Origin of the sequence: Roseovarius indicus, from assembly GCF_008728195.1 — a bacterium.
GTDB classification, from domain to species: Bacteria; Pseudomonadota; Alphaproteobacteria; order Rhodobacterales; family Rhodobacteraceae; genus Roseovarius; species Roseovarius indicus.
Genome location: NZ_CP031598.1, coordinates 2,428,488 through 2,451,020 on the forward strand (window position 1 = coordinate 2,428,488; position 22,533 = coordinate 2,451,020).

General features: G+C 66.1%; 22 protein-coding genes. 11 read left to right on the plus strand and 11 right to left on the minus strand.

The window, feature by feature from the left end:
* The first annotated feature begins 193 nt into the window (after positions 1-193).
* The 7 genes from RIdsm_RS11310 to RIdsm_RS11340 all read left to right on the plus strand — a co-directional run bounded on the left by RIdsm_RS11310 (position 194) and on the right by RIdsm_RS11340 (position 8,048).
* Positions 194-427 carry an acyl carrier protein gene (locus tag RIdsm_RS11310; RefSeq protein ID WP_057819526.1) on the plus strand — a complete coding sequence of 78 codons (234 nt, stop codon included), beginning with the start codon at positions 194-196 and terminating at the stop codon, positions 425-427.
* Between the two features lie 241 nt (positions 428-668).
* A complete protein-coding gene (locus RIdsm_RS11315; protein WP_057819292.1) occupies positions 669-1,412 on the plus strand; it encodes a 1-(5-phosphoribosyl)-5-[(5-phosphoribosylamino)methylideneamino]imidazole-4-carboxamide isomerase in 744 nt (247 codons plus the stop codon).
* Positions 1,413-1,529: 117 nt separating this feature from the next.
* A complete protein-coding gene (gene fabF, locus RIdsm_RS11320) occupies positions 1,530-2,789 on the plus strand; it encodes a beta-ketoacyl-ACP synthase II (protein WP_057819290.1) in 1,260 nt (419 codons plus the stop codon).
* On the plus strand, positions 2,789-3,946 hold the full coding sequence (mltG, locus tag RIdsm_RS11325; protein ID WP_057819289.1) for an endolytic transglycosylase MltG: 1,158 nt from the start codon (positions 2,789-2,791) through the stop codon (positions 3,944-3,946). The genes fabF and mltG overlap by 1 nt, the downstream gene beginning before the upstream one ends.
* Positions 3,947-4,168: 222 nt before the next feature.
* Positions 4,169-4,486: a hypothetical protein gene (locus RIdsm_RS11330; RefSeq protein ID WP_057819287.1), complete on the plus strand. Its 318-nt coding sequence runs from the start codon at positions 4,169-4,171 to the stop codon at positions 4,484-4,486.
* Between the two features lie 76 nt (positions 4,487-4,562).
* Entirely contained in the window at positions 4,563-6,881 is a 2,319-nt protein-coding gene (locus tag RIdsm_RS11335) for a baseplate megatron protein TIM-barrel domain-containing protein (protein WP_057819284.1), read from the plus strand.
* A 237-nt stretch (positions 6,882-7,118) separates the two neighbouring features.
* Entirely contained in the window at positions 7,119-8,048 is a 930-nt protein-coding gene (locus tag RIdsm_RS11340; protein ID WP_151175236.1) for an IS110 family RNA-guided transposase, read from the plus strand.
* Between the two features lie 19 nt (positions 8,049-8,067).
* On the opposite strand, the gene RIdsm_RS11345 is transcribed toward RIdsm_RS11340, so the two are convergent.
* On the minus strand, positions 8,068-8,406 hold the full coding sequence (locus RIdsm_RS11345; RefSeq protein ID WP_057816474.1) for a TraR/DksA family transcriptional regulator: 339 nt from the start codon (positions 8,404-8,406) through the stop codon (positions 8,068-8,070).
* A gap of 85 nt (positions 8,407-8,491) precedes the next feature.
* Here RIdsm_RS11345 and cysE point away from each other — a divergent pair, with 85 nt between their 5' ends.
* Entirely contained in the window at positions 8,492-9,298 is an 807-nt protein-coding gene (gene cysE, locus RIdsm_RS11350) for a serine O-acetyltransferase (protein WP_057816475.1), read from the plus strand.
* A 110-nt stretch (positions 9,299-9,408) separates the two neighbouring features.
* On the opposite strand, the gene RIdsm_RS11355 is transcribed toward cysE, so the two are convergent.
* The 5 genes from RIdsm_RS11355 to pdhA all read right to left on the minus strand — a co-directional run bounded on the left by RIdsm_RS11355 (position 9,409) and on the right by pdhA (position 14,557).
* Positions 9,409-10,179, minus strand: coding sequence for a hypothetical protein (locus RIdsm_RS11355; protein ID WP_057816476.1), 771 nt, complete (start codon positions 10,177-10,179; stop codon positions 9,409-9,411).
* A 128-nt stretch (positions 10,180-10,307) separates the two neighbouring features.
* Positions 10,308-10,640, minus strand: coding sequence for a carboxymuconolactone decarboxylase family protein (locus RIdsm_RS11360; protein WP_057816477.1), 333 nt, complete (start codon positions 10,638-10,640; stop codon positions 10,308-10,310).
* A 130-nt stretch (positions 10,641-10,770) separates the two neighbouring features.
* Positions 10,771-12,120, minus strand: coding sequence for a pyruvate dehydrogenase complex dihydrolipoamide acetyltransferase (locus RIdsm_RS11365; protein ID WP_057816478.1), 1,350 nt, complete (start codon positions 12,118-12,120; stop codon positions 10,771-10,773).
* A 12-nt stretch (positions 12,121-12,132) separates the two neighbouring features.
* The gene (locus tag RIdsm_RS11370; protein WP_057816479.1) at positions 12,133-13,530 is read right to left on the minus strand and encodes a pyruvate dehydrogenase complex E1 component subunit beta; all 1,398 of its coding nucleotides are present in this window, start codon (positions 13,528-13,530) and stop codon (positions 12,133-12,135) included.
* Positions 13,531-13,546: 16 nt separating this feature from the next.
* The gene (pdhA, locus tag RIdsm_RS11375; protein ID WP_057816480.1) at positions 13,547-14,557 is read right to left on the minus strand and encodes a pyruvate dehydrogenase (acetyl-transferring) E1 component subunit alpha; all 1,011 of its coding nucleotides are present in this window, start codon (positions 14,555-14,557) and stop codon (positions 13,547-13,549) included.
* Between the two features lie 155 nt (positions 14,558-14,712).
* Here pdhA and RIdsm_RS11380 point away from each other — a divergent pair, with 155 nt between their 5' ends.
* Positions 14,713-15,507 carry a crotonase/enoyl-CoA hydratase family protein gene (locus RIdsm_RS11380; protein ID WP_057816481.1) on the plus strand — a complete coding sequence of 265 codons (795 nt, stop codon included), beginning with the start codon at positions 14,713-14,715 and terminating at the stop codon, positions 15,505-15,507.
* A gap of 20 nt (positions 15,508-15,527) precedes the next feature.
* Complete coding sequence (locus tag RIdsm_RS11385) at positions 15,528-16,352, plus strand: hypothetical protein (RefSeq protein ID WP_057816482.1); 825 nt, start codon at positions 15,528-15,530, stop codon at positions 16,350-16,352.
* Positions 16,353-16,362: 10 nt separating this feature from the next.
* On the opposite strand, the gene RIdsm_RS11390 is transcribed toward RIdsm_RS11385, so the two are convergent.
* Positions 16,363-16,662 (minus strand): FtsB family cell division protein, encoded by a 300-nt coding sequence (locus RIdsm_RS11390; protein ID WP_057816483.1) that lies wholly within the window; start codon positions 16,660-16,662, stop codon positions 16,363-16,365.
* 136 nt (positions 16,663-16,798) lie between these two features.
* Here RIdsm_RS11390 and RIdsm_RS11395 point away from each other — a divergent pair, with 136 nt between their 5' ends.
* Positions 16,799-18,421 (plus strand): acyl-CoA dehydrogenase family protein, encoded by a 1,623-nt coding sequence (locus RIdsm_RS11395; RefSeq protein WP_057816484.1) that lies wholly within the window; start codon positions 16,799-16,801, stop codon positions 18,419-18,421.
* A gap of 3 nt (positions 18,422-18,424) precedes the next feature.
* On the opposite strand, the gene RIdsm_RS11400 is transcribed toward RIdsm_RS11395, so the two are convergent.
* The 4 genes from RIdsm_RS11400 to soxR all read right to left on the minus strand — a co-directional run bounded on the left by RIdsm_RS11400 (position 18,425) and on the right by soxR (position 22,494).
* On the minus strand, positions 18,425-18,859 hold the full coding sequence (locus RIdsm_RS11400) for a c-type cytochrome (RefSeq protein WP_057816485.1): 435 nt from the start codon (positions 18,857-18,859) through the stop codon (positions 18,425-18,427).
* Positions 18,860-18,979: 120 nt separating this feature from the next.
* Entirely contained in the window at positions 18,980-20,518 is a 1,539-nt protein-coding gene (locus tag RIdsm_RS11405; RefSeq protein WP_057816727.1) for a trimethylamine methyltransferase family protein, read from the minus strand.
* Positions 20,519-20,755: 237 nt separating this feature from the next.
* Entirely contained in the window at positions 20,756-21,928 is a 1,173-nt protein-coding gene (locus RIdsm_RS11410; protein WP_057816486.1) for a pyridoxal phosphate-dependent aminotransferase, read from the minus strand.
* A gap of 95 nt (positions 21,929-22,023) precedes the next feature.
* Complete coding sequence (gene soxR, locus RIdsm_RS11415) at positions 22,024-22,494, minus strand: redox-sensitive transcriptional activator SoxR (RefSeq protein WP_057816487.1); 471 nt, start codon at positions 22,492-22,494, stop codon at positions 22,024-22,026.
* Between the last annotated feature and the right edge of the window lie 39 nt (positions 22,495-22,533).

Genomic DNA, 22,533 nt, shown 5'->3' on the forward strand with positions numbered 1-22,533 from the left:
TTTGCCAATCGCGCGCCATGTGCTATAGGCGGCGCAGTTTCGAACCGGGGGCGGGTGAATGTCTTGCCCGCCGACGCCCGCAGTGAACGGGCCGAATGAACCGCCCAGAGGGGCATAACCGAAGGCCGCTTCCCGGTGCGGGCAGGGGCGGAAAACGGGCCAGAGCGCCCGAGACAGAATGAGGAACAAAAACATGAGCGATATCGCAGACCGCGTGAAGAAGATCGTTGTCGAGCACCTTGGCGTGGAAGAGGACAAGGTGACGGAGAACGCTTCGTTCATCGACGATCTGGGCGCAGACAGCCTCGACACGGTCGAATTGGTCATGGCCTTTGAAGAAGAATTCGGCATCGAAATTCCCGATGACGCCGCCGAAACCATCCAGACCTTCGGCGACGCGGTCAAGTTCATCAGCGAAGCCCAGTAAGCCACGCGAGAACGACCGCAGGATTGCAGGCCCCCGCTTGAAAAGGCGGGGGCTTTTTGCATGCGCAGGTTGTGGCCGGGAAAGGCTGGACGGGGGCGGGTGGCGTTCTATTTGAGGCTGTGAGGCCGTTTACGGCGCTCATCATGCCGATTTGGAGATATACCCGAAATCGCATAGACTTCATTTTCCCCGCCGACCGCTGTGCTGGGCGGGGACAAGCCGAATCAAAAGGGCTATTTACATGATTATCTATCCCACCCTCGAACTTTATAACGGCAAGGTCGTGTCGCTGACGCGCGGACGGCTGGAGGAGCCGGTCATCTGGCATGTCGACCCGATCGAGACGGTCAAGAAATTCGCCGCCGACGGGGCGTCGTGGCTGCATGTCACCGATATCAACGCGCTGGCCGGCGACGGCGACAACAACGAGCTGCTGGAACAGATCATCCGCGCGGCGGGCATTCCGGTGCAGCTGGGCGGCGGGTTCCGGTCGCGCGACGGCGTGATGCGCTGGATCGACAAGGGCGCGGGCCGGGTCGTGATCGGCACGATGGCGGCGCATGACCCCGATGCGGTGAAGGAGCTGGCGAAATACTATCCCGACCAGATCGTTCTGGCGGTCGATATCTTCGACGGCTCGGTGATGACCGAAGGCTGGCGCACGCGCAGCGCCTTCGTGCCCGAGACCTATGTGGCCGCCTTCGAGGAAGCGCCGCTGGCGGGGATCATCGTGACCGATATCGACGCCGATATCGAGGATACCGATGGCAGCCTTGGCGTGATTTCCGGGCTGGCCAAGCAGACGCGGCATAACGTGATCGCCCGGGGCACCGTGCGCACCGCCGATGACGTGGCGCGGCTCAAATACATCCCCAATATCGAAGGGACGCTCATTGGCCGGGCGCTGCTTTCGAAGGACATCGACCTGAAGGAAGCGCTGGAAATCGCCGCCGCCGAGGGCGAGCCGATTGCGGAATTCCAGTAATCTCCGCAGGATGTGAACGAGCGGGGGCGCCGATGCGGGCGCCCCTTTTTCGTTGGGCTTGCCCCTTGGGGGCAAGGCACGGTATGAGCAGCGAACAGAGTTGAGAAAGGGCATATTATGCGTCGTGTCGTCGTCACAGGTCTGGGACTGGTTACGCCTCTGGCGGATGGGGTCGAGGAAACCTGGAAGCGCCTTCTGGAGGGAAAGTCCGGGGCGGGGCCGATCCAGAAATTCGATGCCAGCCGGGTGATCACCAAGTATGCCTGCGAAGTGCCCTATGGCGATGGCAGTGACGGGACGTTCAACCCCGACACCTACATGGAGCCGAAGGAGCAGCGGAAGGTCGATGATTTCATCCTTTACGGGATGGCCGCGGCCGACCAGGCGGTGAAGGATGCCGGCTGGACGCCCGAGGACGAGGAAAGCCTGCTGCGCACCGGCGTGATGATCGGGTCTGGCATCGGCGGCTTGCGCTCGATCGAGCAGACGACGCTTCTGATGCATGAGAAGGGCCCCAAGCGGGTGTCGCCCTTCTTCATTCCGGGCGCGCTGATCAACCTGGTCAGCGGGCAGGTGGGCATTCGGTACGGGTTCAAGGGGCCGAACCACGCGGTTGTGACGGCCTGTTCGACCGGCGCGCACGCGATCGGGGATGCGGCAAGGCTGATTCAGCATGGCGATGCCGAGGTGATGGTGGCCGGAGGCGCGGAATCGGCCATCTGCGAGATCGGGATTGCCGGGTTCAACGCCTGCAAGGCGCTGTCGACCAAGCGCGAGGACAACCCGCAGGCGGCAAGCCGCCCCTATGACGTGGACCGCGACGGGTTCGTCATGGGCGAGGGCGCGGGCGTGGTGGTGCTGGAGGAGTACGAGCACGCCGTGGCGCGGGGCGCGAAGATTTACGCGGAAATCCTTGGCTATGGCCTGTCGGGCGATGCCTATCACATCACCGCGCCGAGCGAGGATGGCGATGGCGGGTTCCGGGCCATGCAGGCGGCGCTGCGCAACGGGGGGCTCGACGCCTCTGAGGTGGATTACATCAACGCGCACGGTACCTCGACCATGGCCGACACGATCGAGCTGAAGGCGGTGGAGCGGATCCTGGGCAATGCGGCGAGCAAGGCGACGATGAGCTCGACCAAGTCGTCGACCGGGCACCTTCTGGGGGCCGCGGGGGCGATCGAGGCGATCTTCTCGATCCTGGCCATTCGCGACCAGGTGGCGCCGCCGACGATCAACCTCGACAACCCGGCGGTGGAGACGCCGCTTGATCTTGCGCCGAACGCGAAAGTCGAACGGAGTATCAGCGTGGTGATGTCGAACAGCTTCGGCTTTGGCGGCACCAACGCGTCGGTCGTCATGGGGGCGCCGCGCTGATGTGGCGGAACATTGCGTCGAATTTCCTGACGTTCCTGGTGGTCGTGGTGTTCCTGGTCGCCGGGGTGATCCTTTGGGGACAGAACGAATATAACGCGACCGGGCCGCTTGAGGGCTCGATCTGCCTGCGGGTGGAACGGGGCAGCAACATGCGGCGCGTGTCGGAGGACCTCGAGGCGCGGGGCGCGGTGAGCAGCAGCACGATCTTCCGGATCGGTGCGGATTACACCGGCAAGGACAGCCAGCTGAAAGCCGGAAGCTGGCTTATTCCCGAGGGCGCCACCATGGCGGAAGTGACCGATCTCGTCACCCGCGGCGGGGCCAGCACCTGTGGGACGGAGGTCGTCTATCGGATCGGGGTGACGCAGGTTCAGGCGCAGGTGCGCGAGCTGGACCCGGATACGGAGACCTACGAGGAGGTCGCGGAGTTCGACCTGCTGGGCGAGGAGGCCGCGCCGGCGGAGTATACCGACGTGGTGGCGCAGGCCGACACGCGGTTCCGGATCAACATTGCCGAGGGCGTGACCAGCTGGCAGATCGTCACTGCGCTGAACGCGGTGGACGTGATGGAAGGCGAGGTCGACGGCGTGCCCCCGGAAGGCAGCCTTGCGCCCACCAGCTACGAGGTGGAGCGCGGCGACGGGCGCGTGGCGCTGCTGGACCGGATGAAGGAGATCCAGAAGACGCGGCTGGCCGCGGCCTGGGAGGCGCGGGACGAGGACCTGCCGCTGGAAAGCCCGGCCGACGTGCTGATTCTGGCCTCGATCATCGAGAAGGAGACAGGCCTGCCGGACGAGCGCGGGCAGGTGGCCAGCGTGTTCGTGAACCGGCTGCGGCGGGGCATGCGGCTTCAGACCGACCCGACGGTGATCTACGGGATCACCAATGGCGAGGGCACGCTGGGGCGGGGTCTGCGGCAGAGTGAACTTCGGCAGGCAACGCCTTACAACACTTACGTGATTGCCGGTTTGCCGCCCACGCCGATTGCCAACCCGGGCGAGGCCAGCCTGATGGCTGCCGTGCAGCCCGCCGAGACGGATTACGTGTTCTTCGTGGCCGATGGCTCGGGCGGGCATGCCTTTGCCGAGACGCTGGACGAGCACAACCGGAACGTGGCCCGCTGGCGCGAGATCGAGGCGCAGCAGCAGAACCAGTAGGCCGGGGCGCGGGCGCGCCGGCCCTTGGCATGTTTAACAAAACGTAATCATTACGGGCGCTTAGCTGGCAAGGCTCGGGCGCAACAGATTGACTTTTGGTCAAGTTGCACGTATAGGTTGTGCTTGCGTGCCGGTGGGTTGGGGTGACCGGAACAGAAGCTGCCGGTCACAGGCGGTGAGCGTCGCCCGCCCCGGATGGGCGCGCCTCACGAGCGGTGACACATGATTCTCATAACACGGGACGACGGGCCTTCGGGCCTGGCGGCATCTGTCGGCCTGATCGAACGCCAGCTGGCGGAGATGCGGGCCGAGATGGAGGCCATTCACGGGCGGATCAGGAAGGGTGAGCTGGAGGGTATCAAGGATGCCGCCCGGGTCACCGCCGATATTCGCCATTGGTTCAAACTTGCGCTGGAAGCGGAGGTGCAATTTGCAAAATACACATCAGAGGAAAAGGGAATCGTGCGCGATTACGCCCTCGATTTCTCGGAAGCAAGAGAGTCTATCCGGGGCCGCCTGGCTCGTCTCGGAAGGGGCTGAGGTTCAGGCCGAGTTTCTCGACAGCCTGAGCGACGGGGAGATCCTGGCGCTGCCTTACCTGTTCGAGTTCTGGGCGATGGCGCACCAGATGCCGCCCGAGGGCGACTGGCGGGCCTGGGTGGCCATGGGCGGGCGCGGCGCGGGCAAGACACGCGCCGGGGCGGAATGGGTGCGGGCGCAGGTCGAGGGGGCCAAGCCGCTCGACAAGGGGCGGTGCCGGACGGTGGCTTTGGTGGCCGAGACGGTGGACCAGGCGCGCGACGTGATGGTGTTCGGGGAGAGCGGGATCCTGGCGTGTTCGCCGCCCGACCGGCGGCCCGAGTGGCAGGCGACGCGGCGGCGGCTGGTCTGGCCGAACGGGGCCACGGCGCAGGTTTTTTCGGCCAGTGAGCCGGAAAGTTTGCGGGGGCCGCAGTTCGATTGCGCCTGGGTGGATGAATATGGGTGCGCGGCGATTGACAAGGGGACGAACCAGCCCAACAAGTTCCTCGATCCGAAGTCGTCGGAAAGTGCGGTGCCGCATTATTCGAATGGCCAGCAGGACGAGCTGATCCAGTTCCAGTACCTTCGGGCGATGGCGGGGTATTGGGGCGATCCGGCGCACAACCCGGTGTCGGAGGAATATGGCGGGCCGATGGTGGATATGGAGCACGCCTATGCCTGGTCGTGGGATGCGCGGCCCTATCCGTTTTTCCCCAACGATTCCGAACGGTGGTCCGAGGGGGAGAATTACCTGCGCGGGCACTGGATCACCGGCCGGATGACGGCGTGGCGGCTGGCCTCGGTGGTGGAGGAAGTCTGCGGCCGGGCGGGGCTGGACGCCTGCGATACGGGCGGGCTGCACGGGCATGTGCGCGGTTACCTGGTGGAGCAGGTGGCCGAGCCGCGGGCGGCGTTGCAGCCGCTGGCGATCCGGTACGGCTTCGACGCGGTGGAGCGCGGGGGCGCGTTGGTGTTCCGTCCGCGGGACGGGCTGGCGGATCACGTGGTCGATGTCGACCGCGTTGTGCGCGATGACGAGCGCGACGGTGCGATCGAGGAGGTGCGCGGCAGCGACGTGGAACTGGCGGGCCGCGTCAGGCTGCGGTTCATCGAGGCGGGGGCGGATTACGACGTGATCTCGGAAGAGGCGGTGTTGGGCGTGGATGATGCAAGCGTCTCGACGTCGGAGATTCCGCTGGCGATGACACGGGCCGAGGGGCGGCAGACGGTGGAGCGCTGGTTGTCGGAGTCGCGGGTGGCGACCGATACGGTGCGGCTGACGTTGCCGCGGTCGCGGCTGGCGGTTGGTGCGGGGGATGTGATCGCGCTGCCGGAAGAGGGCGGGCAGGGGCATTTCCGGGTCGACCGGGTTGAGATGCTGGCCCATGCGCAGAAGCTCGAGGCGATCCGGATCGAGCCGGCAAGCTACCGGCCGGTGCTGGTGGAGCCTGAGCTGGGCCCGCTGCGTGGGTTCGACGCGCCGGCGCCGGTGACGCCCTTCTTCCTCGACCTGCCGCTGATGACCGGCGAGGAGGTGCCACAGGCGCCGCATGTGGCGGTGACGGCGCGGCCCTGGCCCGGGTCGGCGGCGGTCTACGTGGCGGAAGGGGGCGAGGATTTCAGCCTCGACCAGATACTGGAGGCGCGGACGCCGATCGGGGTTACGGAAAATGCTTTGGCGCCGGCACCGAGCGGTGTGTTCGACCGGGGGGCGGCGCTAAGGGTGCGGATGCGGCATGGCGGGTTGCAGAGTGTCGGCGCCGACCGGTTTTTGTCGGGTGCGAACCTCTGCGCCATTGGAGATGGCAGCCCGGACGGGTGGGAGCTGTTCCAGTTCCGCGATGCGGCGCTGGTGGATGTGGACACCTACGAGATCGGGTTCCGGCTGCGGGGGCAGTTGGGGACGGAGGTGGAGGCGATCTGGCCTGCGGGGTCTTATATCGTGCGGCTGGATGGGACGCCGAAGCAGATCGGATTGACGGAAGGCCAGATCGGGCAGGAGCGGCATTACCGGGTGGGCCCGGCGAGCCGGCCGGTGGATGATCCGTCTTACGTGCACACGGTGCTGGCGTTCGAGGGGGCGGGGCTGCGGCCGTTGAGCCCGGTGCATTTGTCGGTGAACGGGGCGCCTGGTTCGGATATGGCATTCGGCTGGATTCGGCGGACGCGGATCGGCGGGGACCGGTGGGAGACGCCCGAGGTTCCGCTGGGCGAGGAGGCAGAGCGGTATGTCGTGCGGGTCGTGCAGAGCGAGGCTGTGCTGCGCGAGGAGATGGTGAGCGCACCGGTCTGGACCTACACGGCGGCGGCACAGGGCGCGGACGGGCTGGCGGGGGCGTTCGAGGTCCGGGTGGCGCAGGTGTCGGCGCTGGTAGGTGCGGGGCGGTTCGCGGCGCTGGGGCTGGTGGCGTAGGGTGGGTGCGAACCCACCTTCGCGACGGTGAACGGGGTTTGGTGGGTTGGCACCCACCCTTGTCTCTTTGATCTGTGCGATATTGTGTATCGGCAGGCGAGACCCCGTCCCACCCTTGGTCCTTGAGACCGTCACGTAGCCCGGGGCTCGTCTGCCGACCGTTGTCAAACCTGAACAGTTGCCAGGGAGGGCTGTGCAACCAGCCGATCCCGCAGATCAAGGACAGGCCCCATGACTTTGCCACAAGATGTCATCGGCGTCGATATCGCCAAGGACTGGATCGACGTCTTCTTTCTGTCCGCCCGCCGGGCGGAGCGGGTGCCGATGGCGACCGCCGAGCTTCGGGCTTTCGCCGCCCGGGCCCGGGGGGCGCTGGTGGTGTTCGAGGCCTCGGGCGGGTACGAGCACCCGCTGGCCGAGGCGCTCGGCGCGGCGGATGTCACCTACGCCCGGGTCAACCCGCGGCAGGCGCGGGAGTTCGCCCGCGCCACGGGCCGGCTGGCCAAGACCGACCGGGTCGATGCCCGGGTGCTGGCGGAGATGGGTCGGGCGCTGGCTTTGCGCCCGACGCCGCCGGCCGATCCCGGGCGGGCGCGGCTGGCCGGCCTGATGGGCCGCCGGGACGATCTCGGCGCGATGCTGCGGGCCGAGATGGCGCGCCTGCGTCAGGCCCGCGATGCCTCTGTCCGCCGCGATATCGGCAGCATGATCGCGCTGCTGCGCCGCCGGATCGGCAAGCTCGAGGCCGAGATCGCCGCGGTGATCGGGGCGGATGAGGCGCTGTCGGACCGGTCGCGCCTCTTGCGGACGATGCCGGGGGTGGGGCCGCTGCTGGCGGCAAGCCTGCTGGCCCGGCTGCCCGAGCTGGGCCGTCTCGACCGCCGGGCGATCGCCAGCCTCGCCGGTCTGGCGCCGCATGCCTGCGACAGCGGCCGGTTCCGGGGGAAGCGGCGGATCTGGGGCGGCCGCGCGGAGGTGCGGCGCACGCTCTGCCTCGCGGGGTTCATCGCCAGCCGGTATGACCCGGCGCTAAGGGCCTTCCGGCGCAAGCTGCAGGAAGTCGGCAAGCCCGTGAAACTCGCCATCGTCGCCTGCGCCCGCAAGCTGATCACCGTCCTCAACGCAATGCTGCGGGATCAAAGGGAGCACCGGCCAGGGACGGGATAAGAAAGACAGTTGCTACGGGTCAGCCGCTCGCGCAGTCAACGCAGCGGGAGGCGGCCGGGTCGAGGCGGAGGCGGCCAGGGGCGATGGCGTCGCCGCAATCCTCGCAATAGCCGAACTCACCGTCGTCCATGCGGGACAGGGCCGCCTGGAGCCGGGCGCGTTCGGTCTTGCGGCGGGCGCTGGTGGCCTTGGCCATGGCCTGGTTCTGGAGGGCGTCCATCCGGCTGAGGCGGCCGACAGCCTGTTGGTCAAGTTCCACCGTCGCCTGACCGGCCTCGCCCATGTGATCCTCGGCGTCGAGCTCGGCCATGCGCGCGGCGATCAGGTCGCGGAATTCCTGAAGGCTTTCTTCATTCATTCTTGTGAAAGCTCCCATCACGCCTTTGCATTTTACGCGCCGTGCCTAAATGGTATAGTCCGGCATGCCCATGAGGAGCAATGACATGGCTGAAACCCGTACCAAACTGGCCGAGCTCGACCCGGTCTGGGCCCGGATCAAGACCGAGGCCGAAGAATCCGTCGAGCATGAACCGCTTCTGGGCGGGGTCGTGCATTCATCCATTCTGCACCACAAGACGCTGGAATCGGCCCTGGCCTACAGGGTGTCGATGAAGCTGACCTCGAACGAGATGTCGGAGCAGATCCTGCGGGAAATCTGTGACATGGCCTATAGCGACGACGACAGCCTGGGCATGGCGGCGCGGGCCGATATCGTGGCGGTCTATGACCGAGACCCGGCCTGCGACCGGTTCCTGCTGCCGATGCTGTTCTTCAAGGGCTTCCAGGCGATCCAGGCGTATCGCATCGCGCATTGGCTGTGGACGAAGGGCCGCCGCGACATGGCGCGGTTCTTCCAGATGCGCGCGTCGGAAACCTTCGGGGTGGATATTCACCCGGCGGCGAAGATCGGCAAGGGCATCATGATCGACCATGCTCATTCGATCGTCATCGGCGAGACGGCGGTGGTGGGCGACAACGTCTCGATGCTGCATTCGGTCACGCTGGGCGGGACCGGCAAGGAAGAGCAGGACCGTCACCCCAAGATCGGCGATGGTGTTCTGATCGGGGCCGGCGCCAAGGTCCTGGGCAATATCAAGGTCGGGCATTGCAGCCGTATCGCCGCAGGGTCGGTGGTGTTGCAGGAGGTGCCGCCTTGCAAGACGGTGGCCGGTGTGCCCGCGAAGATCGTGGGCGAGGCGGGCTGCGATCAGCCGTCGGTCAACATGGACCAGCTGCTGGGCGTGCGCTGAAGGAGCCTCGCGTCCCGGGCTTGATCCGGGACCTCGTGCTGGCCCTGGCTGAAATGAAAAAGCCCCGGATGATGTCCGGGGCTTTCCTGTGTCCGACGGTCTGACGCGGCTCAGTTCACCGAGTCGAGCTCTGCTTTCTTGGCTTCGCGTTGCTTGCGCGCGCGCTTGTAGGCGAAGACCTCCTGGCGCGGGGTCCAGTTGTAGCGGGTGTCCTCGCGGACGATGTCCCAGTACAGATCGCCGGCGTTGCGCCAGGGGTCGAGCACGATGCTGTCATACATCGAGTCGCCGCGACGGCCGAGGATGGTCGAACTGTGCTCCAGCCGGATGTTGTTGTAATTGGCGATGGCGCGGTGGATCTCGAGCGTCTTGAACCGCTCCATCTGAAGGCGGATGTCGAGGTCATGCGCCCAGTGCCAGCAGAGGCCGCGGGGCTTCTGGCCGAAATTGACCTTGGTGTTGTGCGCCAGCGGGCTGCTGTCTTCGATCTGGTACTCGACGACGAGCTGGTCGACATAGGTGTAGACGACGCGGGCGGCGCGGGCCGCTTCCTCGGGGTCGACGCCTGGGCCGAGATTCATGAACGCCTGGCGAAGCTTTTCGATGTCGGCGGCGTGTTTCTGCGCCGAGGCATCGCGGAACGCCTGGTCGAACAGCTTGGGCGGCGGGACAGTGCGGACCTGACGGGTGCCGTAGGCGGTTTCGACTTCCCGGATCGTGCCGTTCGTTGCGGCGCTGCCGGGGGCGAGGGCGTTGGTCGTCACATCCTCGGAGAAGCTGGCCGACGTGACGGGCGCGCGCACATCGTTGGGGGCCTCCACGCAGCCGGCGGCAAGTAGGATGAGCGGAACGGCGGCGAACCGTCTGACAGTCGATAGCATATACTCGGAATCCGATCGTCGTTGGGACTTTCGTGCAAGCTAGTCTCAGCGGCCCGGGAAGTCGATAGAACGCGATGGATTGTGCGCCCGGGGTGGCGCCGACGCATCAGTTCGCGGTCACGATTTCGTCAGCAGAGCTGATCGTAGGCTTCCATCGCCTTCACGCCGTACATGAAGCCCGGCCCGCCGTTCATCATCACGCAGACATTGATGGTTTCGGCGATCTCGTCGCGCGTGGCGCCGGCGCGGATGGCGGCCTTGACGTGGAAGCCGATGCAGTCGTTGCACTGCTTGGAAATGCCGATGGCGAGGGCGATCAGTTCCTTCTCCTTCGTGCCGAGCGCGCCGGGGGCCAGGGCTGCGTTGTGCAGGTCGCGAAAGCCCTTGGCGGCGTCGCTTTGCTCGGCGCGGAAGGGGGTGAGAAGGGAGTTGGTATGGTCGAGGGTGGCTTTCCAGTCCATCGGGTGTCTCCTGTTGCCGGTTGGTTTCGGGATAGCGCCAGATGGACCGGGGCGAATTGAGCCAGATCAAGATGTGAAAAGGCCCCCGGGGATGCCGGGGGCCTTGGGTGTCTGGAAGGGGTGGCCCGGGTCAGGCCAGCATCACCATCGGGTTCTCGAGGTTCTGGACGATCTGCTCCAGAAGCTGTGCGCCGAGCGCCCCGTCGATGACCCGGTGATCGACCGAGAGGGTGACCGACATGACGGTGGCCACGGTGAGTTCGCCATCGTCGCCTACGACCGGCTTCTTCACGCCCGAACCCACGGCAAGGATGCCGCCATGGGGCGGGTTGATGACGGCGTCGAAATTGTCGATGCCGAACATGCCGAGGTTGGAGATGGCGAAGCTGCCGCCCTGGTATTCCTGGGGCGCGAGCTTGCGGTCGCGGGCGCGGGTGGCGAGGTCTTTCATCTCGGCCGAGAGGGTCGAGAGCGATTTCATGTCGGCATCTTTCAGCACCGGTGTGAAGAGCCCGCCTTCGATCGCCACGGCGACGGCCACGTCGGAGGCCTTCATCTTCAGCACCCGGTCGCCCGCCCAGACGGCGTTGGCATCCGGCACGGCCTGAAGCGCGAGGGCGCTGGCCTTGATGATGAAGTCGTTGACCGACAGTTTGACGCCGCGGCCTTCGAGCTGCTTGTTGAGTTGGCTGCGGAATTTCAGCAGCGCATCAAGCTTGATATCCCGGCGCAGGTAGAAATGCGGGATGGTCTGCTTGGCCTCGGTCAGGCGGGCGGCGATGGTCTTGCGCATCCCGTCGAGCTTGATCTCTTCGTACTCGCGGCCCTCGTACATGGCGGCGACGGCGTCGGCCGATGGGCCGGCCGGTGCGGCGGCAGGGGCTGCTGCGGCGGGTGCGGCTTTTTCCTCGGCCTTGGTCGGGGCCGCCTCGGGCTTGGCGCCTTCCACGTCGGCCTTGACGATGCGGCCATGGGGGCCGGAGCCCTTGATCTGGCCGAGGTCGAGACCTTTCTGTGCGGCGATCCGGCGGGCGAGGGGGGAGGCGAAGATGCGCTCGCCCTTGTCGTCTTTCGGGGCGGCCGGGGCAGGGGTGTCAGGCTTGGCCTCGGGCGCGCCGCCACCGCCGCCTTCGGGCGTGGCGGCGGGTTTCTCGGCCTTTTCGTCACCGGCACTGCCGCCTCCGGCAGGTTCCGATTTCGGGGCCGAGGCGTCGCTGTCGATGTCGTCGGCGCTTTCGCCTTCTTCCAGAAGCACGGCGATGGGGGTGTTCACTTTCACCCCTTCGGTACCTTCCTCGATCAGGATCTTGCCGATCGTGCCTTCGTCGACGGCTTCGAACTCCATCGTCGCCTTGTCGGTCTCGATCTCGGCCAGAAGGTCGCCGGAATTGACCGTGTCACCTTCCTTGACCAGCCACTTGGCCAGCGTGCCCTCTTCCATGGTCGGAGACAGGGCGGGCATGAGAATTTCGGTAGGCATTCGTTGATCTCCTTACCGGTAGGTGACTTGGCGAACCGCTTCGAGCACTTCGGCGGTCGAGGTCAGGGCCAGCTTTTCGAGGTTGGCGGCATAGGGCATCGGCACGTCCTTGCCGGTGCAGTTGATGACCGGCGCGTCGAGATAGTCGAAGGCGCGTTCCATCAGCGTGGCCGAGATGTGGTTGCCGATGGAGGCGACGGGCCAGCCTTCCTCGACCGTGACGCAGCGGTTGGTCTTCATGACCGACTTGATCACGGTGTCGTAGTCGATGGGGCGCAGGGTGCGCAGGTTGATGACCTCGGCCTTGACGCCGTCCTCGGTCAGCTTCTCGGCGGCTTCGAGCGCGTATGTCATGCCGATGCCGAAGCTGACGATGGTCACGTCCTCGCCAGACCGCTCGATGCGGGCCTTGCCGAAGGGGATGGTGAAATCGTCGATGGCGGGCACCTCGAAGCTCTTGCCGTAGAGGATCTCGTTTTCGAGGAAGATCACCGGGTTGGGGTCGCGGATGGCGGTTTTCAGCAGGCCCTTGGCGTCGGAGGCCGAGTAGGGCTGGACCACCCGCAGGCCGGGCACCTGGGCGTACCAGGCGGCATAGTCCTGGCTGTGCTGGGCGGCCACGCGGGCGGCGGCGCCATTGGGGCCGCGGAACACGATGGGAGAGCCCATCTGCCCGCCGGACATATAGAGCGTCTTGGCAGCCGAGTTGATGATCTGGTCGATCGCCTGCATGGCGAAGTTGAAGGTCATGAACTCGACGATCGGCCGCAGACCGCCCCAGGAGGCGCCGACGCCGATGCCGGCGAAGCCGTGCTCGGTGATGGGCGTGTCGACCACGCGCTTGGCGCCGAACTCGTCGAGCAGGCCTTGGGTGATCTTGTAGGCGCCCTGGTACTCAGCGACTTCCTCGCCCATGATGAAGACGGTGTCGTCGTTGCGCATCTCCTCGGCGATGGCCGAGTTGATGGCCTCGCGCACAGTCATGGTCTTCATCTCGGTGCCTTCGGGCCAGTCGGGGCTGGCGTCAGGTTCCGGGGTTGCGGGGGCGGCGGCTTTGGCCGGGGCTTTCTCCTCGGACTTGTCGTCTTTCTTGTCGTCTTCTTCGGACGTGTCGTCGCCGGACGCGGCGGCCGGGGAGGTCGCGTTTTCAATGTCGGAGGCGTCTTCGCCTTCTTCCAGAAGCACCGCGATCGGCGTGTTCACTTTCACGCCCTCGGTGCCTTCCTCGATAAGGATTTTGCCGATCGTGCCTTCGTCGACCGCCTCGAATTCCATCGTGGCCTTGTCGGTTTCGATCTCGGCGAGGATATCGCCCGAGCTGACTTCATCGCCTTCCTTGACCAGCCACTTGGCCAGCGTGCCTTCTTCCATCGTCGGCGACAGGGCGGGCATGAGAATTTCGGTTGCCATCTTTCTTATCTCCTTCTCACGCGTTCTGCGGGGCGACGTCGGCGACGATGTCGGTCCAGAGCTCTTCGGTCGCGGGCTCGGGGCTGTCCTTGGCGAAATCGGCGGAGGCGTTCACGATGCCCTTGATCTCCTTGTCGATCGCCTTGAGATCTTCCTCGGTGGCGTGGTCGCCGGCCAGCAGCAGGTCGCGCACGTGTTCGATGGCGTCTTTCTCCTCGCGGATCTTCTGGACCTCCTCGCGGGTGCGGTACTTGGCCGGGTCCGACATGGAGTGGCCGCGATAGCGGTAGGTCTTGATTTCGAGGATGTAGGGGCCGTCGCCCGAGCGGCAGTGCTTGACTGCCTTTTCGCCGGCTTCCTTGACCGCCAGAACGTCCATCCCGTCGACCGCCTCGCCGGGGATGCCGAAGGCCTCGCCGCGGGTGTAGATCTCGGGGGTGGAGGTCGAGCGTTTCTGCGAGGTGCCCATGGCGTACTGGTTGTTCTCGATCACGAAGACGACCGGCAGCTTCCAGAGGGCGGCCATGTTGAAGGTCTCGTAGACTTGGCCTTGGTTGGCGGCGCCGTCACCGAAATAGGTGAAGGTGACGCGGCCGTTCTCGAGATACTTGTCGGCGAAGGCGAGGCCCGCGCCGAGGGGCACGTTGGCGCCGACGATGCCGTGGCCGCCGTAGAAGTGCTTGTCGGTCGAGAACATGTGCATGGACCCGCCCTTGCCCTTGGAATAGCCCCCATCGCGGCCGGTGAGCTCGGCCATGACGCCATCGGGGTTCATCCCGCAGGCCAGCATGTGGCCGTGGTCGCGGTAGGTGGTGACCCGCTTGTCGCCTTCCTCTGCCGCGGCCTCTAGGCCGACGACGACGGCCTCCTGGCCGATATAGAGGTGGCAGAACCCGCCGATGAGCCCCATACCGTAAAGCTGACCGGCTTTTTCCTCGAATCGCCGGATCAGAAGCATGTCACGGTAGTATTGTTTCAGCTCGTCGGCAGAAACGTTTGGTTTCTTTGTGGTTTTCCGGGCAGCCATGGGTGGCGTTCTCCTCCGCTCACAATATAGTTTAGTGTTAAACTATTCATACCATGAGAAGGCCCTTTGTGGCGAGGGCGAATTTGCCGCAGGGTTGTGTGGCAATTCCACGGGGGCGGTGTAGGCTGACGCGGCAGGGCTTCGGAGGTGCGCGCATGGCTGTGAGGATCGAGAAGAACGGGGCGGTCTGGACGATCGTCAATTCGCGGATCGAGGCGCGCAACGCGGTCGATCCCGAGACTGCACGGGACCTGTACGACGCCTTTCTCGGGTTCGAGGCGGATGACAGCGCCGCGGTGGCCGTGTTCTGGGGCGAAGGCGGGGCGTTCTGCGCCGGATGGGATTTGAAACGGGCGGCGACGCTGTCGGAACCGGACGCCATCGATGCGTATGATTTCGGTGATGGCGACCCGCCGGGCATGGCGCCGATGGGGCCGAGCCGGCTGGACCTGTCGAAGCCGGTGATCGCGGCGGTGGCCGGGCCCGCGGTGGCGGGCGGCATGGAACTTGCGATGTGGGCGGATATGCGGGTGATGGAGGAGACCGCTTTCATGGGCGTCTATTGCCGCCGCTGGGGTGTGCCGCTGATCGATGGCGGCACGGTCAGGTTGCCCCGCCTTGTGGGCGAGGGGCGGGCGATGGACCTGATCCTGACCGGTCGCAAAGTAGATGCGCAGGAGGCCATGCAGATCGGGCTGTGCGAATACGTGGTGCCCGAGGGCGGCGCGCGGGCGAAGGCCGAGGCGCTGGCGCAGGATATCGCGCGCTATCCGCAGAGCTGCGTGCGGGCGGATCGCCGTTCGGCCCGGGCGCAGGCGGGGCTGTCGGAGCGTGAGGCGATGCGGGCCGAGTGGCAGGGCAGCAAGGGCGAGGTTGCGGCAGCAGGTGTCGCCGGCGCCGGGCGATTTGCCTCGGGCAAGGGGCGGGGCGGTGATTTCGGGGATATCTGAGAGGTCAGGGAGGCGCCGATATGGTTGAAACCCCCTATTACGCGGCGCTGCGGGACAGCGTGGAGGCGGCCTATGCGGCCGCGCCTGACCGCGTGTCGCCCGGGCTTGAGGTTTGCGACTGCCCGGTCTGCATGACCGAGGAGGTTCGGCAGAAGATCATTGGCAGCCCGTGTCGCGACCTGAAGGGCTGGCTGATTGCCGAGTACAGCAACTCGGCGCATGGCGTGCCGTCGACCCTTGATGACCTGGCGGCGCTGTTGCCGCGGTACCTCGACCTGATGGCCGATGGGGAGGCGACAGATTCGCTTGGTATCGGGGTGGAGCTGTCGCGCTTTGGCGGGGCGGTGGCGGTGTCGGAGGGGGCGTTTCCGCCTGCGAAACTGCGGGCAGCGTATCACCAATGGGCCGAGCTGATGCTGCTGCATGGGGGCTGGCTTCGGGCGCGGGCGCTGCGGGGCAAGGGCGTGGGTGAAGACCGGCTGTCAGCTTTCTACCTGTTCCAGGCCATCGCGGCGGGCGGCGTGCCGGCGGGGGTGGTGACCGGGGCCCTGGACTCTCTGTTTGCCGATCCGGAGGTCGGCAAGACGGCGCAGGTTCAGTTCTTTTCCGAGCTTGGCAAGGCGTGGGATCGGAAGGCGTTCGACCTCTACGCGCTGAAACAAATCGACGAGAGCGGGCGCGCCGCTTTGGTGGAATGGCTTCAGAGGTGGCTGTCGTCCTGGGAATTGGAAGAGCTGATCACGGATCCGGGCATCCTTGGCCCGCCCTTCTGGGCCGAACAGGTGCAGGCGGCGATCACCAATCGGGATGCCCTGACGCCCAAGGGGATTGCGGAAGAGGGGTAGGGGCCGGCCCTTAGCGGATCACGATCTCGTCGGCGCGGATCATGCCGAGCACGTCGCGGGCCTGCTGGTCGAGCAGGTCGAGATCGAGGAAGTCGTCGGACAGGCGCTTGGTGAGGTTTTCCATCCGCGCGACCTGGGTCTCGAGCTGGTCGAGTTGTGCCTGCAGGGCCTTTTCCTCGGCCACGATCTCGGCACGGCGGAAGAGGCCATAGTCGCCCTGCACGGCGGCGAAGGTGAAATAGCCGCACATGGCGAAAGCGATCATGAAGTAGACTAGCGCGCCGAAGGCGGGCCGTTTGCGGGTGGACATAGGGTGTCTGCTCTGCCTTTTGTTGCCGCCTCTTTGCGGGCGGTCGCTTGCATCATGACACAGGCGAATCGCTTTGTGAATCCCCTTTCGTTCACAAGGGTTTGCGCGCTAGAAATAGGGGCGAGGAGAGTCTTTCATGCCACATCTGCCCCCCCGAGCCGACCTGTCGACGCACGAGGTCACGAACCAGCCGCCCACGCGCGGCGATATCGACCTCTGGGCGAGTGATCCGGCCTTGCAGACTCATGCCGGTGCGGCAGGTGCGGATGCGGCGCACCTGGCCAGATATGGCGCGACGATCGGGACGGCGGAGATGCAGGCGGCGGGGCGTACGGCCAACCGGCAGGCGCCGGAACTGGTTCTGTTCGATGCGGGCGGGCGGCGGCTGGACGAGGTGCGGTTTCATCCCGCTTATCACCAATTGATGAAGGCAGGCGTGGGGGCAGGGTATTCCGCCATCGCCTGGGAAGGGGCGAAAGGCGGGCATGCCACCCACGCGGCGATGGTGTACCTCACCAGCCAGATCGAGCCTGGCGTGTGCTGCCCGATGACGATGACCTATGCCGCCGTGCCGGCGTTGCGGGCCGATGAGGGCCTGTTCGGCACATGGGTGCCGAAGCTGACCTCGCGGGTCTATGACGGCTCGGCCCTGCCGCTGGGGCGCAAGCCCGGGGCGACGCTGGGCATGGCCATGACCGAAAAGCAGGGTGGCTCGGACGTGCGGGCCAATGCGACGGTGGCCACGCCGGATGGCGAGGCCTATCGGCTGCACGGGCACAAGTGGTTCTGCTCGGCGCCGATGTCGGACGGGTTCCTGACGCTGGCGCAGGCCGACGGGGGGCTGACCTGTTTTCTCGTGCCTCGGTGGCTGGAGGAGGGGCGCAATGCCATCCGCATCCAGCGGCTGAAGGACAAGCTGGGCAACCGGTCGAACGCTTCGTCGGAGATCGAGTACGAGGGGGCTTTGGCCTATCGCGTCGGAGAAGAGGGCGCGGGCGTGCGCACGATCATCGAGATGGTCCACCATACAAGGCTGGATACGGCGATGGCGCCGGCGGGCTTGATGCGGGCGGCGCTGGATCATGCGTGGTATTGGGCAAGGCATCGGACGGCGTTTCAGAAACAGCTGAGCGACCAGCCTTTGATGCGGGCCGTGCTGGCCGATCTGGCGCTCGACTGGGAGGGCGCCTTGGCGCTGGGGATGCACGTGGCTCGGAGCTTTGACAGCACGGGTGAGGGGCACCGGGCGTTTGCCCGGCTGGGTGTGGCGCTGGCCAAGTTTCTTGGCAACAAGCTGTGCCCCAACGTGGTGTACGAGGCGATGGAGTGCCTTGGCGGCATGGGCTATGTCGAGGACACGCCGATGCCGCTGCTCTATCGCGAGGCGCCGCTCAATTCGATCTGGGAAGGGTCGGGCAACGTGATTTGCCTCGATATCCTGCGCACGCTGCGCAAGGCGCCGGAGGCGGGCGAGGTGCTGGCCGCGGAACTGGGCCGGGCCACGGGGCAGGATGCCCGGTTCGATGCAGGACTGAAGGCGCATATGGAGCGGTTTCCGAAGCTGCCCGAGGAGGGGCAGGCACGGTGGTACGTGGAAAGCCTTGCGTCGCTGCTGACGGCGGCGGTGCTGATCCGGAACGCGCCGGCGCCGGTGGCCGAGGCCTATGCCGCCACGCGGCTTGGGGCGCCGCGCGGCCGGGTGGCGGGGGCGATGGAAGGCGTGGATACCGGCGCGGTGCTGGCGCGGCTGGGGGAATGACGGCTAATTGATCCCGTTCTCGCGCTGCACGGCGCGCACGTAGGCCACGATATTCTCGATATCGGAATTGGTCAGCCCCTCGACGGGCGGCATGTCACCGAATTTCCAGTGATGCGCCCGCACGCCCTGCCGGGCGGCCATCAGGAAAGCCCCGTCGCCGTGGTGGCTGGGTTCGTAGATCTTGTGGATGAGCGGCGGGCCGTTGCCCACGAGTCCGCCCGCGTTCTCGCCGTGGCAGGTGGCGCAGTTGCCCTCGAAGGCCTGTTTCCCCAAGGATTGTTGCTCTGTGAACTCGGCGGGCAGGGTGACATCGACCATCGTCACACCGTCGGATGACGGGTTTGCGGTTTCCGGGGTGTGCTGGCCGCTTTGCGTGAGTAGATAGGTGCCGCCGGCGAGCAGAACCGCCGCGAGAAGCCAGAGAAGTCGGGAAGTCATGTGTCGTTTCATCCTTGCCAGTCAGGTCGGCGCGCGCTCGGCGATTGCCGAGTGCGCGCCGTTGCCGCCTTCTATGCGGGTTCCAGCAGGAGGAAGGTCAAGCGCCGTTTTGCGCCCGTCTCACCCGGCGAGGTGGATCTTGAACCGGTCGCGGATGGCCCTGTCGGTCAGCGGGTCGAAGCGCGCCAGCGAGGGCTCCGACAGGATCGCCTCCTTCCGCCGGATCGCGCTCTGGTTCAGGTCGGGCTTGTCCTTTTCGACCCATTCCTTCGGTGACATGCGCTCGCCCGTGGAGGGGTAGACATAGTCGCGCTGCATGCGCGCCAGTGTCTGGCCCATGCCGAGGTAATGGCCGGGGCCTTGAAGGCAGACCTCGCGGATCTGTTCGACGGCAAGCGTTTCGTCATCCACCTCGATCCCGCGGACACAGCGCAGGGCGTGGCCGATCAGGTCGTCGCCAAGGATAAGGCTTTCGTGGCAGAAACCCAGGAGGGAGGCATGCATGCCCGCCGCCTCGTAGACCATGTTGAGACCCGAGAGCCCGGCCATGACATTCGAGCACATCGATTCCCAGCCGGCCTGCATGTCGGGCAGCTTGGCGTCGGTGATGCCGCCGACCGCGCCGCCGGGCAGGCCGTAGAACTTGTGCATCTGGGCGCAACCCGCCGAGAGGAGCGCCTGCTCGCCCGAGCCGCCCGTCATGGCGCCGCTGCGCAGGTCGAGGCCGAAGGGCCAGGTGCCGAAGATCGCCGGGGCGCCGGGGCGCACGGCGTTGACGTAGACCAGCCCGGCCAGGCACTCGGCGACCGACTGCACGATGGCGCCGGCGATGGTCGAAGGGGTGGTCGCGCCCGCCATGCCGGCCGACAGCAGCAGCACGGGCATGCCGCCCTCGATGCAGAGTTCCATCGTCTGGCAGGCTTCGGTCGCGAATTTCATCGGCGGGACGACGAAGCAGTTGGAGTTGCTGACGAAGGGGCGCGCGCGCCATTCGGCCTCGCCGCCCGCGATGAGGTGCAGCATCTCGAAGGCGTCGGCCACGTGCGACGGGTCGGAGAAGGAGACGCCCACGTGTTTCGTCGTGCCCGCGGTACAGGCATAGAGCGTGTTGAGGTCCATCTCGCGGCTGTCGGTGATGTCGCGGGGCACCATGGGCCGCTGCAGGAAGTGGATATTGTCGAGCCGGTCGGTGATGCGGGCGGCATCGTGCAGGTCCTGCAGGGTGCTGTCGCGGTAATTGCGGCCGTCGACATCGACCATGTTGACGGCCGCGCCGGCGGTGCCGTAATGCACGCGGTTGCCGGAAAGCTCGAGGTCGCGCTTGCCGTCGCGGCTGTAGAGCATGATCTGCCGGTTGGCATGCGCCACCGTATCCTCGACCAGCGCACGGGGGAACCGCATGCGGCCGTCGGTGCCGTGGATGGCGCCGGCCCGGGTCATGTGGTCGATCCCGCTTTGCGGCGCATCGGCGAGGCCGATCTCTTCCAGCACCTGCAAGGCGGCGTTGTGGATCTTCAGGATGTCCGTCTGTGACAGCACCTTGAGGGCGTCACATTCCATACCCGGGCGTACGGGGCGGATGGCGTCATCAAGCGGGGCGGCACGGCTCGCACGGCGAGCGGCGCGTCCACCGGTGCGGCGCGGAGGGTTGTCTTTCATGATCTTGATCCTTGTCGTGAAATTGGCCTTGGGGAAGTTCAGAACCTTCCCGGCCTTCCACGTGCGGCGAGCCCGCGCACGGCGCCGATCGTATAGATCACAAGGGCGATCTTGCAGCTTGGCGACATCGGCCAGCTCCTCCCGAAAGTGGGAGGAGATGACCATGATTCCCTGCGACAGTCTGTCCCAATTGCGACTTGTGTCGCTTTCGGACCATGCGGCAGCGTTTGGGGGTGATCAAGCGGCCAGTTCGGTGGCCAGCTCGATCAGCAGGCCGATGGCTCCGGCAAGGCGGTCGTCGTCGACGGTGAGCGCCACGCGGATGTGCCCCGCGGCCGCCTGACCGAAGCTTTCGCCCGGCATGACGCCGACGAGGTGCTCGGTCAGCAGCCGGTCTGCGAACTCTTCACCGGAGAGCCCGGTGGCACGAACGTCGAGCATGACGAACATGCCGCCGTCGGCGGGGATGGCACGCACCGCTGTCTGGCCTTCGAGCATGTCGATCACCAGATCCCGGCGGCGACGGAACGGGTCCGATACCTCGGTTTCGAAGGCCTCGCCCATGCCGAGGGCAAAGGTCGCGGCCTCCTGAACGAAGCCGGCCACGCCATAGGTGGTGTGGGTCGAGAGGTTGCCGAGATGCTCGATCGCCTCTTCGGGGCCGACGATCCAGCCGATGCGGCTGCCGGTCATGGCGTGGCTTTTCGACATCGAGCCGACGACGAGCGTGCGCTCGGCCATGCCGGGCAGGGTACGCGGGCTGATGTGTTCGCCTTGCCAGATCATCGACTCGTAGACCTCGTCGGAGATCAGCCAGAGGTCGTGATCCTGGCAGGCACCGGCGATGCCTTCCATTGTCTCGCGCGTATAGATCACGCCGCTGGGGTTGTTGGGCGTGTTGATGAGCAGGCTTTTCGCGCCCGGGGCAACGGCGGCAATCTCTGCCGGGTCGGGCTGGAAGTTCCGGTCGGGCCGGGCGAAGACGGGTTGCGCCCTGGCGCCCACGCCGCGGATCGTGCCGGGGTAGGTGGCATAGTAGGGGTCGATGTAGAGCGCGGTGTCGCCTTCGTCGCAGGCGGCGTGATGGGCGGCGAAAAGGCCGGCCTGGCCGCCGGGCACCACGAGCACGTTCTCGGGTGTCGTCGGCACGCCGGTGCGCGTGGCGACGCGGGCTGCCACGGCCTCGCGCAGGTTGAGGTTGCCGTTGAACATGGAATAGCCGACATGGCCTTCAAGCGCGGCGGCATGCATGGCGTCGATGATCTTGCGATCGGTGCCGATGTCGTGTTCGCCGATGGTCAGCTGGATCACGGGCTCGCCCGCGGCCAGCATGTCCTTGGCGCGATAATACACATCCCACCCGTCCGAGCCGCCGGCCGTCAGCCCGGTGATCCTGCGCGACAGTTGCATGGCCTGCCTCCTCCTGTTCAGTGCCCTCTGGAATTGCCGCGCCAGATGGCCCGGGGCGTATGGCCAAGTCAAGCAGGTAGCCAGGGGCCGGGTGTTCAGATGTCGTCGGAGCGATCTCCCATGACGTAGCGAGGCCCCTGGCCCCGCGTGCGGGCCTTGTCTTTCGGGTTGTAGAGCGAGCAGGTCTTCAGCGACAGGCACCCGCAGCCGATGCACCCGTCGAGCCGCGACCGCAGGGCCTGCATCTGTTCGATCCGGGCGTCGAGCACCTTTCCGAACCGGCGCGAGATGCGGGACCAGTCGGCCTTGCTGGGCGTGCGGTGCTCGGGCAGGTCGGCCAGCGCCTCGCGGATTTCCGCGATGGTGAAGCCGAGCCCCTGCGAGATCATGACGAAGGAGAGCCGCCTGATGTCGGACCGGGCATAGCGGCGGTGGCCGCTGTCGTTGCGGTCGGGCGTCACGAGCCGTTCGTCCTCGTAGTAGCGAATGGCCGAGGGCGCGAGGCCCGTCCGGCTGGCGATCTGGCCAATTGTCAGGCCGCGATTTCGCAAGGCGTTGGCAGGCATGAATATTTTCCGTCTTGGCTTAAAGTTAACTTGAAGAAT